This is a genomic window from Roseateles sp. GW821-FHT09B06 (assembly GCF_059418245.1).
In genome coordinates this window covers 38,095-52,094 of sequence record NZ_JBWKPM010000030.1, presented here as the reverse complement: position 1 = coordinate 52,094, position 14,000 = coordinate 38,095, and the positions used below count along the sequence as shown (strand labels likewise).

Here is a 14,000-nt window from a genome sequence, read left to right as displayed (position 1 = left end):
GGTTGAGGGTCTCTGCACTATGGCCAGCTCCCTACCTTCTTTGGAGACGGTGTTGCACTTACCTTGCCAAACCGCGATGGCTAACATTTTGCTGCAGCAGACGCCTTCGCCGCCCGCTCAGCGCGAACGTTGTGTGAGGGCCGTATGGACTCCGAGGATTTAGGGGTGCAGGAAGCCGTCCTCGCGCTGCTCGGTGTATTCGAGTTTGATGGCGGCCGCGCGTGGAAGCGGTATGACTTCGCCGTGATGGCGGCGCTACACCACCAGGGCTTGATCAGTGACCCTCATAGCCGCGCTGAGCTGTGCATTTGACCGGCGAGGGGTTGTCGAAGGCCAAGGCGTTGGCGGCGAAACTCTTTGGAGCAAGGTCGAATCAGTAGTCGGCGCCGACGACCGCTTTGCGGCATCGACATCGGCGAGGTGGATGTCGCAGATGGGTCGAATGCAGCCGCCCCGGTCCGAGCCGGTAGCACGTCCCCGCGACTAGAACAGCTCCATCGCGCTGAGCTGCGTCACTTCCTGCATCTGCCCGATGGCCACCAGATGGCCATGGCTCTGCACCTGATTGCGGCCATGCGCCTTGGCGTGATAGACGGCGCGATCGGCGCGCTCGAAGGCGCCGGCCGGCGCATCGTCGGCCCGCACCTCGGTGAAGCCGATGCTCACCGTGATGCGCCCCACCTGCGGGAACAGGTAATGCTCGCAGTTGTGGCGCAGCCGCTCGAAGGCATGGGCCGCGTCGTCCTCGTCCTCGCAGCGCATCAGCACGACGAACTCCTCGCCGCCGAAGCGGTAGAGCAGATCGTGGAAGCGGAAGCTGTTGCGCATCAGCCGCGACAGCAGCAGCAGCACCTCGTCGCCGATCAGGTGGCCGAAGCGATCGTTGACCGACTTGAAGTGGTCGATGTCGATCACGCCCAGCCAGTAGCGCGGCCGCTCCAGCTCGTGGCGGCGGCCGTCGTCGGCCAGCTGGCTATCGTGGAAATGGCCGTCATGGAGCTGCGGCGGGGCCAGATCGCCGACCGCCTTCAGGAAGCTCTCGTCGAAGGTCTTGCGATTGAGCAGGCCGGTCAGCGTGTCGCGCTCGCTGTAGTCCAGCAGGCCCTGGAAGTTGTGATAGATGCGCAGGATGCTGCCCACCATGCGCTGGGCCGAGCCCTTCAGCTTCTCGGCCGAGGCCACCTCCAGCACGCCCAGCACCTCGCGCTCGGTGGCCAGCGGGAACAGGGTCAGCCATGCGCCGCTCTCGCCGTCCGGCTGGCATTGCAGCACATGGCGCTCGCGCATGCATTCCAGCCGCTCGGGATGGGCCTGCAGCGCCGGCAGGCGCGCCGGCTCGGTCCAGAAGGAGTCGGCGCTGGCCACCACCTCGTCGCCCTGCAGGCGCGCGCGCGTCAGCCAACGCTCCTGGCCGGCCTCGCCGACGATGCGGAAGATCGCCACCGACTGCGGCTCCAGCAGGTCACGCAGCGCCGACACGAGGGTCACGTCCATGACGTCGCGGTCCCTGAATCCGGTCAACTCCGCGAGATGCTCAACGACTTCTGACATAGCGCCCGATAAAACCCAGTCGAGGCTCCCTCCCCGGGCGCCGCGGCGATGCATGTGATGGCCCGGGGCCGACGCATTGCGCCGGCCGGGCCCGACCAAATCGCCGTGCCGAAGAGGAGTCTGTCAGGCCGCGACGTGTGACGAAGTGTATCTGCCTATCAGGCCCAAAAGCAGCTCTTCGTCATAGGGCTTGCCCAGGTAATGCTCGACGCCCAGCTCCAGCGCATAGTCGCGATGCTTCTGGGCGATGCGCGAGGTGATCATGATCACCGGCAGCTCGGCCAGGCGGGCATCGGCGCGCATATTGCGCACCAGGTCGAAGCCGTCCATGCGCGGCATCTCGATGTCGGACAGCACCACCGCCGGCAGCTCGTCGCCCGACAGCTTCTCCATCGCATCCATGCCGTCCTTGGCCAGCAGCACGCGATAGCCCTCGCGGTCCAGCATGCGCTGGGTGACGCGGCGCACCGTCAGCGAATCGTCCACCACCATCACCAGCGGCGCCAGCACCTCGGCCGCATCCACCGGCGAGGCCGCCACCGCCTGCGCCGCATGCTGGGCATGGGCCAGCGCGGCCGCGCCATACCAATGGGTCAGCGCCACCGGGTTGTAGATCAGCGCCACGTCGCCCGAGGCCAGCAGGCTGATGCCCGCGAGACCGGGCACGCCGCTGAGCTGCGGGCCGAGGTTCTTGACCACCACTTCCTGGTTGCCCAGCACCTCGTCCACATGCAGGACCAGGCGCTGGTGCGCGCTCTTGATCAGCAGCACCGGCAGGCTGCGGCCGGCCAGCACGCCGCGGCCGCTGTGGTTCATCAGGCCGCCCAGCCAGTAGAAGGGCAGCTGCGCGTCGCCGATCGTCACATGGCCCTCGGCATAGGCGCGCTCCACCTGCTCCAGCGGCAGGCGCAGCACCGATTCCAGCAGGCTGGCGGGCGCCGCTACCTGCTGCTCGCCGTAGCGCAGCAGCACGATCTGGGTCAACGCCGTGGTCAGCGGCACATGCAGCTCGAAGCCGGCGCCCTGCCCCGGCGTCGAATGGGTGTCGATATAGCCGCCCAGGGTGTCGACCTCGGAGCGCACCACGTCCATGCCGACGCCGCGGCCGGCCAGCTCGGTCACCTGGCTGGCGGTCGAGAAGCCGGGCGTGAAGATCAGGTCCATCAGCTCGGCATCGCTGGCCTCCACCCCCTGGGTGATCAGGCCGAGCATCTCGCCGCGCTCGCGGATGCGCGCCAGGTTCAGGCCGGCGCCATCGTCGCTGAAGCCCAGCAGCACCTCGTTGCCTTCCTGGGCCAGGCGCAGCGTGATCGTGCCCTGCTCCGGCTTGCCGGCGGCCGCGCGCGCCTCGGGCGTCTCGATGCCATGGCTGACGCTGTTGCGCAGCAGATGCTCGAAGGAGCCGGTCAGGCGCTCCAGCACGCTGCGGTCCAGTTCGATATGGCCGCCGACGATCTGCAGCTGGGCCTGCTTGCCGGCCTCGCGCGCCGCCTGGCGCACCACGCGGTGCAGCCGCTCGGCCAGGCTGTCGAACTCGACCATGCGGGTGCGCAGCAGATCGTCCTGCAGCTCGCGCGTCAGGCGCGACTGCGCGGCCAGCTCGTCTTCGCCCAGCTGCACATTGCGCTGCAGCGAGCGCTGCACCGTCGCCACGTCGCCGACCGACTCGGCCAGCATGCGGGTCAGCTCCTGGAAGCGGGTGTAGCGGTCGAACTCCAGCGGGTCGAAATCACGGCCGGCCTGCTTGGCGGCATCCTGCTGCGAGCCCATCTGGGCCTCGGCCTGCAGTTCCAGCTCGCGCAGTTGGTTGCGCAGGCGCTCCAGGTTGTCGTCCAGATCGAGCAGGGCCGACTTCATCTGCGACAGCTCGGAATCGAGCCGCGCGCGCCGGATGCTGACCTCGCCGGCCTGCGTGGCCATGCGCTCCAGCAGCGCACCGCGCACGCGCACCTGGGCCTGGCCCGATGCCGCGGTGCCGGACTCCTCGACGCCGGCAGCGGCGCCGGAGGGCTGGGCGAAGCGGCTCCAGTCGATCTGCGGGCCGCTGTCCGGCTCCGCCGCCGGGGTGGCCGGGGCGGACGCCGGCGCCGTCACCGGCTCGGGCTGCGGCGCCGCCTCGATCACGGTCTCAATGACGGCCTCGACCGCGGGCTCGGCCGTGGGCTCGGAGGCCGGCTCGACCGGGCCCGGCTGCGCCTTCAGGCGACGACGCAGCTGCTCGAAACCGGCTTCCAGCGCATCGCTGTGCGCCTGCAGCTCGCGCACATCGGCGCCTTGCAGATGCTCGCGCGCCAGCAGGGCCTCGACGGCCGATTCGAGCCGGTGCGCCTGCTCGCCGACGCCCATCGCGCCGGACAGGCGTGCGCCGCCCTTGAAGGTGTGCAGCGCGCGCATCGTGGCCGCGGCGCGAGCGCGGTCCTGCGGCTGGGCCGCCCAGTCGCGCAGACTGGCGTGCAGCTGCTCCAGCAGGTCCTGGGCCTCTTCCTCGAAGATCGGGAACAGCTCCTGATCGATCTGGTCGGGCGTGCCCGGCACGAAGCTGTCGTCCGCGGCCGCCAGGGCCGCGCGCGCATCGAAGCTGGTCAGCGGATCGTCGTCCTGCGCTGCCTGCTCGTCTTCCGGCGGCTCGGCCACCGGCAGCGCCGGCAGATCCTGCAGCGCCGAGGGCATGCTGCTCGGCGGATCGCGCAGGTCGACGGGGTCCAGCGGCAGATAGGCCTGCAGCTCCACCAGCAGGGCGGGCTCGACCGACTTCAGGAAACCGGCCGCGAACTGATGCAAGAGCCGGCGCAGGGCCTCGGCGGCAGCGACGAAGAGCTGGGCATCCTGCTCGCTGTAGCGGCCGGCCAGCGCTGCGCGACCCAGCGCATGCTCGAGCTCGCGGGCCAGCGCGGACAGGTCCTCGAAGCCCACGGTGGCGGCATTGCCGGCCAGCGCATGGGCATGGGCCTCGGCATTGGCCGGCACCGGCACGGACAGCTCCAGCGCCCATTCGGCCAGCGTGGTCGACAGGCGGCGCGACAGCTCGTCGGCCTCGTTGAGGAAGATGTTGAACAGCGCGATGCTGATGCGCAGCGGGCCGATGACCTTGATGCCATCCTCGCCCTCGGCCAGCCCGGGCTCGGCCGGCTCCGGCGCTGGGGTCGGCGACACCAGCTCCAGCACCGGCGCCGCGGGCTCGCGGTCGGATTCGGGTTCGGGCCGTGGTTCGGTCGCTATCTCGGGCGCGGCCGCCGGCGCGGCGTCGACATCCAGCCGCAACTCGAACTCCGGCAGCTCGACAAACTCGCTGCCGCTGCTATCGCTGAGGGTGACGGGCTCGGGCGAGGACAGGTCCAGCACAAAGGCGGGCTCGACCGGTTCGGGCAGGGTCGGCGCCAGGGGCTCAAGCGCGACCTCGGGCAGCGGCGCGGGCTCGGTCGGCAGATCGAAGGCCAACAGCGGCTCGGCCGGCGACGGCGCGGCGACTTCCGGCACAGGCTCCGGCTCCGGCTCCGGCCGGGTCTCGGCCGGCCAGTCCAGCGACAGCAGCCGGCCTTCCAGACGCAGCGCATCGGCGCTGCGGCGCAGGCCCTCGGGCTGGTGCGGGCCGGCGCCGCGGCCGGCGATCGCGCCGCACCAGTCGGCCAGATAGTCCAAGGCCTCGGCGCTGAAGGCCAGCAGGGCCGGGTCGGCGCCGGCCTGCTGGCCGATGCGGTCGTTGTAGAGCTGCTCGCAGGCCCAGGCTCCCTCGCCGAAGGCCATCAGGCCCACCATGCGCGAGCTGCCCTTGAGCGTGTGGAAGGCGCGCCGCACCGTGGTCAGCTGCTCCGCGTCCTGCGGCGCCGCCTCCAACTCGGCCAGCGCGGCACGCGCCGTGGCGATCACCTCCTCGGCCTCTTCCATGAAGATCGGCAGCATGTCCTCGTCCAGCACCGGCGCCGATGCGGCGACCGGGGCGGGCGCGGGCGCCGGGGCATGCGCTTCCAGGAATTCGTTCAGCGACTGCGTGGCCTGCTCGACCGGCTGCGCCTGGTCCAGCAGGGCTTTCGCCTGCTGGGCGGCCTGGGCCAGGCCGGGTTCGTCGGCGGCGCGGGCCTGCAGCGACAGGCGCTCCAGATCGCGCGCCAGATCCTGGGCCGGACGCTCGCCCTCGGCGGCGGCCTGGGTTGCGGCCTGCACCTGGCTGAGCAGGCTGGGTTCGGCCTCGAGCACCGGCTCGTCGGTCTTGCTTGCCTCCAGCGGCGGCAGGCTGACCGCGTCGGCATGCCGTCCCATCACCGCGTCGAGCCGGCCCGTGGCCTCGTCGAAGCGGAACATGCGCTTGGCGAGCTGCGGCTGGACGCTGAGCATGTCGATCAGGAAGCCCAGCGCGCCCAGATTGTTGGCCAGGCGCTCGAACAGCTCGCGCGGGCCGGGCAGGCTGGGATCGACCTCGGTATTGGCCAGTTCGTCGACCTCGTCGCGCATGCGCAGCGTGGCCTGGGCCGCGTGCGACAGGCCCAGCACGGTCAGCACGCCGCGCATCGCCTGCAGCTGACCCGACACCGGGATCAGCACCTCGCGCTGCGCGGGGTCGCGGAAATAGGCGTCGACCAGGCGCTCGACCTCGGACAGATTGGCGCGCAGCTCGTGCACGACGCTGCCCAGGGTCTGGCGCTCGGAGACCCGGCGGTACAGGTCCTCCATCCAGGCTTCCAGCGGGCGCGGCGGCTCGCCATGGGCGACCGCCTCGACCCGGCTGGCCAGGTCGCGCACGCGCTCGCCCTGCGCGGGCTGGTCGAAGGCCGCATCGTCCAGCGCCGCCTCGACGTAGAGCAGTCCGGTGGCGATTTCCATCGCCAGATCGAGCTTGGGCGGCTGGCCCGAACGCAGGGTGGCGACGACGGCGCGCTGCAGGGTCTCGCCCAGCACCTCGCCGCTGGGGAACAGGCGCGCCAGCGACTCGGACAGACCGGCGAACTGCTCGTCCAGGCCCGCCAGGCGATGGCCTTCGCCCTCGGCCGCGGAGGACCAGCTCTCCTTGGCGACGGCGACGCGGCGCTTGGCCTGCACCACCCAGGCCGGATCGATCCGGCCCAGCGTCTCGTCCTCGTAGTCGCCGGCTCCGTCCTCGGCCAGGTTGTAGCGCTCGCGCACGGCCGCCAGGCGCGGTGCCCGAGCGGCGGCCACGGGCGGAGTCTGGGCGCAGAAGAACAGCAGGTCCTGGGCCAGGCGCTGCGATGCGGCACCGCCGGCCCGCAGCTGCGACAGCAGGCGCGAGCCCAGCCGCTTCACATAGACGTCGCTGCGCAGCAGTCCCAGGGCCTGGGCCTCGAACTGCGCCGCGGCCAGCTGCCACAGGGTGCGCGAATGCGGGTCGCGCAGACCGGCGGCCAGGCCGGCACACAGCTCGCTGAGCTGGCCGGCATTCTCGGGGCCGGGCGTGCGCATCTGCTTGAGCAGGGCCGATTCGAAGGCGCTGCGCGTGGCGTCGGGGCCGAGCGCACGCACGCCGGCCTCGGCCGGCAGCTCGCGCCAGGCGAAGTCCTGCGACCACAGATCGGCCGGGTGGACGCGCTCGGCGCCGTTCAGCAGCTGCAGCTCGCGATAGGCCGGGAACAGCGCCAGGCCGGAAGTCTTGTTGCCGGCCAGCAGGCGGGCCACAAAGGACAGCAGGGCGAAGTCGGCGCGCTCGATGATCTCGACCGTCGCCAGGTCGATGTTCTGCGGCGCCTGGGCCAGGCGCTGCACCGCGGTCTCGGCCGCGCGCAGCATGGTGGCGCCGCCGGGCAGGCCCACCAGGGCCAGCACGCCGGACACCTGGTGCAACTGGGCGGCGGCCCCCTGCAGCGGCCCGTTGGTCGCGGCCCCCTGCAGATCGCCGGGCAGGCCGGCCAGCGCGGAGCCGCGGCTGTCGCCATCGCGCAGGAAGCGCCGCAGGGTCTTGTGCACCGACTCCAGCGAGCGGCGCAGTTCCTCCTGCACCCAGGCCAGCGGACTCAGGTCGGCCGGGAATTCCGATTCGCGCTGCAGGTCCATCCTCGAATCCATGCTTGCTGCCATGAGCGCCGTCCGGCTCAAGCGACCTTGAAGCGGGCCACGGAGGCGCGCAGCGCCTCGGCGGAACGCGACAGTTCATGCACCATCTGGGCGGTGGAGCGCGTGCCCTCCGAGGTCTGCTCGGTCACTGCGAAGATGTGCTGGATATTGGCGGCCACCTCGTTGGCGGCACGCGCTTCCGACAGGGCCTGCGACGAGATCTGCGCGATCAGCTGGTCGAGGCGGCGCGACACCTTGTCGATCTCCTCCAGCGCCGAACCGGCCGCATCGGACAGCTTGGTACCCTGCACCACACCGACCGTGGAACGCTCCATCGCGGCCACCGCATCTTGGGTGTCGGTCTGAATCGTCTTGACCAGGGCCGCGATCCGGCGCGTCGCGTCGCCGGAGCGTTCGGCCAGACGCTGCACCTCTTCCGCCACCACCGAGAAGCCGCGGCCCGCCTCGCCGGCCGACGCGGCCTGGATCGCGGCGTTCAGCGCCAGCACATTGGTCTGTTCGGTAATGTCGGAGATCAGCTCGGTGATCTCGCCGATCTCCTGAGAGCTTTCGCCCAGGCGCTTGATGCGCTTGGAGGTTTCCTGGATCGACTCGCGGATCGCATGCATGCCGCCGATATTGTTCTGCACCGCCTGGCGGCCGGTCTCGGCAGCCTCGCGCGAGGCGCGTGCCACCTCGGCGGTCTGCTGCGCCTGGGACGACACCTCGTTGATGCGGCCGGCCATCTGCAGCACCGCCTCGCCGGTGGCGCGGATCTCGTGCAGCTGCTCGGTCGAGGCGGCCAGCAGCTCGGTGGAGGTCTGGTCCACCTGGCCGGTGGTCTCGGTCACGCGGCCGGCCGTGCTCTGCACCTGGCCCACCAGGCTGCGCAGCTCTTCCACGGTGTAGTTCACCGAGTCGGCGATCGCGCCGGTGATGTCCTCGGTCACGGTGGCCTGCTGGGTCAGATCGCCCTCGGCCACCAACTGCAGCTCGTTCATCAGCCGCAGAATGGCCGCCTGGTTGGCGTCGTTGACGCGCTTGGCCTCCTGCTCCTGCGCCTCGGCCTCGCGCTTCTGCGCCTCGGCCAGCTGGGCGCGCTGCGCCTGGTCGGCCACATAGAGGCGCAGGAAACCCAGCGCGCCGACCACCAGGGCCGCCAGCGAGGCCAGCATCAGCAGGATCAGCCACCAGCTGGCGCCGCCCGACGCTTCCAGGTCGGCCGCGATCTGCTCGAGCTGACGGCGCATCGGCTCGGACTCGGCCAGGATCGAGGTCTGCGCCTCGCGCGCCGACACCAGGCCCTGCAGATTGGACAGAATGGCCGAGGCCTGGGTGCGCGTGTCCTCGTATTGTTTGAGCAGGGTGGCGAGGCGTTCGCGCACCTGGGCATCGCGCGCGCCCGGCAGGCGCAGTTCGGGATTGCCCTTCAGCAGGCCCTCGGCGATCTCGCGGAAGGTGTTCAGGTCCTTGCCCAGCAGGAACACGGCCTCGGGGCTGACGCCCTCCTGCGTGAGGAATTCGTTGGCGCTCTTGCCGATGCGCTGGGTCAGCATCACCAGCTGGCCCACGGCCGAGATCTCGCCGATCGACGCGCCCTGCTGCAGCGCCAGCGAGGACACGGCCTCGGCGCTTTCCAGCAGGTCGGAACTCTGGCGGTTGATGCTGCGCAGCGCCTGGCCCACCTGGGTCAGCACCTTTTCCTGCGCCAGCACGACCTTGCCGTTCTTGTCGGCCTTCTGGATCAGGGGCTCGACCTTGTCCAGGCCAGACTGCACCGAGGCCACGCCCTGGGCGCCCTCGCGCAGATCGGGCACCAGGGTGTTCAGCACGTCCACGCTCTCGCGCAGTTCGGCAAAGGCCCCGGCATTGCCCACCAGGGCCGACGACACCGACTTGGCCAGCCGCTGCGACTGCATCAGGGCCTGGCCGGTGGAGCGCACCTGGGCCGAGCTGCGGTTGGCGCTGACCAGGAGCAGGCTCACCGTGGCGGCCGTGCCGATCAGGCCGGCCGCGACCAGCGCGGTCAGCAGCCCCTGGCTGCGCCGCCCGGCGGCGGCCGCGGCCGGCACCGGCGCCGCGCTTTCCGCGGCCATCGTGCTGGGGCTGAAGGCGGCACTGGTCTCGGGGAAATCGGTGGCGGCGATCTCGGTCGGCAGCGCCTCGGAAATGATGGAGTGCTGGTGGCGCGGCGGGTCGCTGAGCGGCCCGGGCGCGCTCAGCGGCATCACGGCGGATGCTTGCACGGCGGACGGCGCACGCTTCGCGCCCTCGGTCTTGCCCAGATTCTTGATCTTGTCCAGGAAGCTCATCTCACCCTCGTGAATGTCGATGGCCGACGGGGTCGCTGACAGCGACTTCGTCAGGCCACAATCCGCAGAAACTGCTCGTGCTTGGCCAGCGCTTCCAGGTCCAGCGCCTGCCAGCGCCTCCCGTCCTGGTCGCGCCACTGGGTACCGGCGAACCGCGGCCGGCCGGCGGACGGCTCGCCCGCCTCGCCCTGCTGCAACTGCGCATCGCCGCGCAAGCCGATCAGCTTGTCGACCAGCAGGGCGCAGTTGATGTTGAGATCGGGATTGATGGTCACCAGGCGCGCGCCCTCGCCGCGCGGCGCGGCATTCGCCTCGCGCAGGCCCAGGAAGGCCGCCAGGTCCACCACCGTGTGCAGGCCGCCGCGCAGATTGGCCACGCCCAGCAGCCAGGGCTGGGTATAGGGCACGGTCTTCAGCGGCACCGGCGTGAAGATCTCGGCGGCCTGGCGCAGCGAGAACAGCAGGGGCACGCCGCCCACCTCCACCGCCAGCCAGCTGGCCGTCTGCGGCTGCTCACGCGCGGCCCGCATGCGCTGCGCGAGGCGCTGCTGCAGTTCGCGCAGCGCTTGCTTGTTGCTCATGCGCATCCCCCTCGGCGGGCCAGCCCGGGAGCGGCCCGGCGCAGGGCCCGCAAATCCGACTCAAGGGGCAGCGGGCGGCTGGTCATCATCGGGCTCAGCCCAGCGCCTTGATCTTGGCCAGCAACTCCTCGGCCTTGACGGGTTTCACCACATAGTCGCGCGCGCCCTGGCGCAGGCCCCAGACCTTGTCGGTCTCCTGGCCCTTGCTGGTGCACATGATCACCGGCACGTCGGTGAAGCGCTCGTCGCGGGTGATCGAGCGGGTCAGCTGAAAGCCGTTCTGGCCGGGCATCACCACGTCCATCAGGATCAGGTCGGGCTTCTCCTCGTCGAGGCGCTTGAGCGCCTCCTCGCCGTTCTCGGCGGTACGTACCAGATAGCCACGCTTGACGAGGATCTCGCTCAGGTGGTGCAGCTCGGTCTTGGAATCGTCGACCAGCAGAATGTTTCGAATCGGCATCTCGTGCTCCTCGCTTGCCTCTTGAAGGGGCATCCCCGGGACCGTCGCCTCAGGCGCCGCGGCCGTGCTGTTGCACCGCCTGCAGCAGCTGATCCTTGGTGAAGGGCTTGGTCAGATAGTCCTGCGAGCCCACCATGCGTCCGCGCGCCTTGTCGAACAGCCCGTCCTTGGAGGACAGCATGATCACCGGCACCGCGGCGAACTGCGGATTGCGCTTGATGATGGCGCAGGTCTGGTAGCCGTCCAGGCGCGGCATCAGGATGTCGCAGAACACCAGATCGGGCTGATAGTCGCTGAGCTTGGCCAGCGCGTCGAAACCGTCCTCGGCCAGCACCACCTCGTGGCCGGCCTGCTTCAGGAAGATCTCGGCGCTGCGGCGTATCGTGTTGCTGTCATCGATGACCAGCACCTTGGCCGATGTCTTCGCCGAAGCTTGCGGAGCCTGCAATTCCAAACTGATTCCCCTAAAGCGGCAACGGCAAGCCGTCGATCAGATGCGCACCATCTCGAAGTCTTCCTTGCGTGCGCCACATTCCGGGCAGGTCCAGTTCATGTCAACGTCCTCCCAGCGGGTGCCGGGGGCGATGCCATGCTCCGGATCTCCGGCGGCCTCGTCATAGATCCAGCCACAGATCAGGCACATCCAAGTACTTGCTTCGGTCACGGTCGGTTCGCATGCTCACTACAATGCCGAAGATTGTAGCCAGCCCCATCTTCGCCCCCATGGAGCGAATAGGCACGGATGCAACAACCATATCCACGCTTAAGCGGTGCTTAGTCACGCATTGTCTGGGTCCCTGGTAACAGGACCTTTCACCCCTTCCTGACCATGAGCACAGCAGATCTCCCCCAAGCCTCCGACCCGCCCCTGGAAGACCAGGAGGAAGCCCCCGCGCCGGCCTGCGTGATGAGCTTCAACGCCAGCGAGCCCAGCGGCGCCGCCGGCCTGGCCTGCGACATCGCCACCATCGCCGCGATGGGCGCGCATGCCCTGCCCGTCGTCACCGGTGTGCTGCTGCGCGACACGGCCGAGGTGTTCGACCAGCATGTGCTGGACAGCGACGTCGTCGTCGAGCAGGCCCGCTCGATCCTCGAGGACGTGACCATCAACGCCTGGAAGGTCGGCTTCCTGGGCAGCGCCGAGGGCGTCAGCGCGGTCGCCGAGATCCTCAGCGATTACCCTGACGTGCCCCTGGTGGCCTACCTGCCGGCCATCTCCTGGCTGGACGAGGAGCAGCAGCAGAGCTACCTGGACGCCTTCCGCGAGCTGGTGCTGCCCCAGACCCTGGTGCTGGTCGGCAACCACAAGACCCTGACCGACTTCCTGCTGCCCGACTGGGACGCCGACCGCCCGGCCTCGCCGCGCGAGCTGGCCGTCGCCGCCGGCCAGCATGGCGCCGAGCATGTGCTGGTGACCGGCATCAACCTGCCCAACCAGTTCGTCGACAACGTGCTGGCCAATCCCCAGGGCCCGATCACCGGCGAGAAGTTCGAGCGCTTCGAAGTCGGCTTCGTCGGTGCCGGCGACACCCTGTCGGCCGCGCTGGCCGCGCTGCTGTCGGTCGGCGCCGAGGTGCACAGCGCCGTCGGCGAAGCCCTGTCCTTCCTGGACCAGTCGCTCGACGCGGGCTTCCGCCCCGGCATGGGCAATGTGATCCCCGACCGCTTCTTCTGGGCCCTGCCCCCCGCCGAGGAAGGCGCGGAGGATGAACTCGCCGCCGCGCAGGAGGAACTCCCGCCCGCCGAAGCACCGCCCAGCCGCCCTCCCCGTCGCATGCACTGAAGGCATGCCTTGAAGCCAGTTCCCCGATGAGCACCAATCAAGACCTGTTCGAGCGCTCGCAGCGCGTCATCCCCGGCGGCGTCAATTCGCCGGTACGCGCCTTCCGCGCCGTCGGCGGCACGCCGCGCTTCATCAAGCGCGGCGAAGGCGCCTACATCATCGACGCCGAAGGCAAGCGCTATATCGACTACATCGGCTCCTGGGGCCCGATGATCCTGGGTCACGGCCACCCGGCCGTGCTGGAGGCCGTGACCGCGGCCGCGCGCGAGGGCTTCTCCTTCGGCGCACCGACCGAGCGCGAGCTGGAGCTGGCCGAGGAGATCCTGAAGCTGGTGCCCAGCATGGAGCAGGTGCGCCTGGTGTCCTCGGGCACCGAGGCGACGATGAGCGCGATCCGCCTGGCGCGCGGCGCCACCTCGCGCGCCAAGTTCATCAAGTTCGAGGGCTGCTATCACGGCCACACCGACGCCCTGCTGGTCAAGGCCGGCTCGGGCCTGGCCACCTTCGGCCACCCGACCAGCGCCGGCGTCACGCCCGGCGCCGCCCAGGACACCCTGGTGCTCGAGTACAACAACGTCGCCCAGCTGGAAGAGGCTTTTGCGCTGCACGGGCCCGAGCTGGCCTGCGCGATCGTCGAGCCGATCGCCGGCAATATGAACTTCGTGCGCGCCAGCCTGCCCTTCATGACGCGGCTGCGCGAGCTCTGCTCGGCCCATGGCGCGCTGCTGGTCTTCGACGAGGTGATGACGGGCTTCCGCGTCGGCCTCGCCAGCGCGCAGGGCCACTATGCGGGCCTGATCCCCGGCTTCCGGCCCGATATCAGCGTGTTCGGCAAGGTGATCGGCGGCGGCATGCCGCTGGCCGCCTTCGGTGCCGGCCGCGACATCATGAAGCACCTGGCCCCGCTGGGCGGCGTCTACCAGGCCGGCACGCTGTCCGGCAATCCGGTGGCCACCGCCTGCGGCCTGGCGACCTTGCGCGAGATCCAGAAGCCCGGCTTCTTCGACGATCTGGGCGCGAAGACCCGGCGCCTGATCGACGGCCTGGCCGGCATCGCCCGCGACAACGGCGTGCCCTTCAGCGCCGACTGCGAGGGCGGCATGTTCGGCTTCTTCCTGCTGGGCGCGCTGCCGCAGAACTATGGCCAGGTGATGGCGACCGACAAGGAGCGTTTCAACCGCTTCTTCCATGCCATGCTGGATGCCGGCGTCTACCTGGCGCCGGCCCTGTACGAGGCCGGCTTCGTCAGCGCCGCGCATACCGAAGCCGACATCGCCGCCACGCTGGCCGCCGCGCGCGCCGCGCTGCGCTGA

At 70.1% G+C, this 14,000-nt stretch carries 10 protein-coding genes; 3 read left to right on the top strand and 7 right to left on the bottom strand.

The genetic code is table 11. The annotated features are described in order from the left end of the window. Nucleotides 1–144: 144 nt before the first annotated feature. Nucleotides 145–312, top strand: coding sequence for a DUF6429 family protein (locus AC07OQ_RS20600; protein ID WP_495055013.1), 168 nt, complete (start codon nt 145–147; stop codon nt 310–312). 171 nt (nt 313–483) lie between these two features. On the opposite strand, the gene AC07OQ_RS20595 is transcribed toward AC07OQ_RS20600, so the two are convergent. The 7 genes from AC07OQ_RS20595 to AC07OQ_RS20565 all read right to left on the bottom strand — a co-directional run bounded on the left by AC07OQ_RS20595 (nt 484) and on the right by AC07OQ_RS20565 (nt 11,547). Beyond that, on the bottom strand, nt 484–1,494 hold the full coding sequence (locus tag AC07OQ_RS20595) for a GGDEF domain-containing protein (protein WP_495055012.1): 1,011 nt from the start codon (nt 1,492–1,494) through the stop codon (nt 484–486). Between the two features lie 180 nt (nt 1,495–1,674). Further along, nucleotides 1,675–7,575, bottom strand: coding sequence for a hybrid sensor histidine kinase/response regulator (locus tag AC07OQ_RS20590; RefSeq protein ID WP_495055011.1), 5,901 nt, complete (start codon nt 7,573–7,575; stop codon nt 1,675–1,677). 14 nt (nt 7,576–7,589) lie between these two features. Further along, nucleotides 7,590–9,863, bottom strand: a complete 2,274-nt coding sequence (locus tag AC07OQ_RS20585; protein WP_495055010.1) for a methyl-accepting chemotaxis protein — start codon at nt 9,861–9,863, stop codon at nt 7,590–7,592. 50 nt (nt 9,864–9,913) lie between these two features. Further along, a complete protein-coding gene (locus AC07OQ_RS20580; protein WP_495055009.1) occupies nt 9,914–10,444 on the bottom strand; it encodes a chemotaxis protein CheW in 531 nt (176 codons plus the stop codon). A 94-nt stretch (nt 10,445–10,538) separates the two neighbouring features. Then, entirely contained in the window at nt 10,539–10,904 is a 366-nt protein-coding gene (locus AC07OQ_RS20575; RefSeq protein WP_495055008.1) for a response regulator, read from the bottom strand. A 49-nt stretch (nt 10,905–10,953) separates the two neighbouring features. Continuing rightward, a complete protein-coding gene (locus AC07OQ_RS20570) occupies nt 10,954–11,352 on the bottom strand; it encodes a response regulator (RefSeq protein ID WP_495055007.1) in 399 nt (132 codons plus the stop codon). A 42-nt stretch (nt 11,353–11,394) separates the two neighbouring features. Then, a complete protein-coding gene (locus tag AC07OQ_RS20565; RefSeq protein WP_226882515.1) occupies nt 11,395–11,547 on the bottom strand; it encodes a rubredoxin in 153 nt (50 codons plus the stop codon). A gap of 186 nt (nt 11,548–11,733) precedes the next feature. Here AC07OQ_RS20565 and thiD point away from each other — a divergent pair, with 186 nt between their 5' ends. Beyond that, nucleotides 11,734–12,687 (top strand): bifunctional hydroxymethylpyrimidine kinase/phosphomethylpyrimidine kinase, encoded by a 954-nt coding sequence (thiD, locus tag AC07OQ_RS20560; RefSeq protein ID WP_495055006.1) that lies wholly within the window; start codon nt 11,734–11,736, stop codon nt 12,685–12,687. 26 nt (nt 12,688–12,713) lie between these two features. Next, nucleotides 12,714–14,000: a glutamate-1-semialdehyde 2,1-aminomutase gene (hemL, locus tag AC07OQ_RS20555; protein WP_495055005.1), complete on the top strand. Its 1,287-nt coding sequence runs from the start codon at nt 12,714–12,716 to the stop codon at nt 13,998–14,000.

Bases quoted from the DNA above. Each gene is read 5' to 3' on its own strand.
- AC07OQ_RS20600 (WP_495055013.1), top strand. From the start codon at position 145: ATGGACTCCGAGGATTTAGGGGTGCAGGAAGCCGTCCTCGCGCTGCTC.
- AC07OQ_RS20595 (WP_495055012.1), bottom strand. From the start codon at position 1,494: ATGGACGTGACCCTCGTGTCGGCGCTGCGTGACCTGCTGGAGCCGCAG.
- AC07OQ_RS20590 (WP_495055011.1), bottom strand. From the start codon at position 7,575: ATGGCAGCAAGCATGGATTCGAGGATGGACCTGCAGCGCGAATCGGAA.
- AC07OQ_RS20585 (WP_495055010.1), bottom strand. From the start codon at position 9,863: ATGAGCTTCCTGGACAAGATCAAGAATCTGGGCAAGACCGAGGGCGCG.
- AC07OQ_RS20580 (WP_495055009.1), bottom strand. From the start codon at position 10,444: ATGAGCAACAAGCAAGCGCTGCGCGAACTGCAGCAGCGCCTCGCGCAG.
- AC07OQ_RS20575 (WP_495055008.1), bottom strand. From the start codon at position 10,904: ATGCCGATTCGAAACATTCTGCTGGTCGACGATTCCAAGACCGAGCTG.
- AC07OQ_RS20565 (WP_226882515.1), bottom strand. From the start codon at position 11,547: ATGTGCCTGATCTGTGGCTGGATCTATGACGAGGCCGCCGGAGATCCG.
- thiD (WP_495055006.1), top strand. From the start codon at position 11,734: ATGAGCACAGCAGATCTCCCCCAAGCCTCCGACCCGCCCCTGGAAGAC.
- hemL (WP_495055005.1), top strand. From the start codon at position 12,714: ATGAGCACCAATCAAGACCTGTTCGAGCGCTCGCAGCGCGTCATCCCC.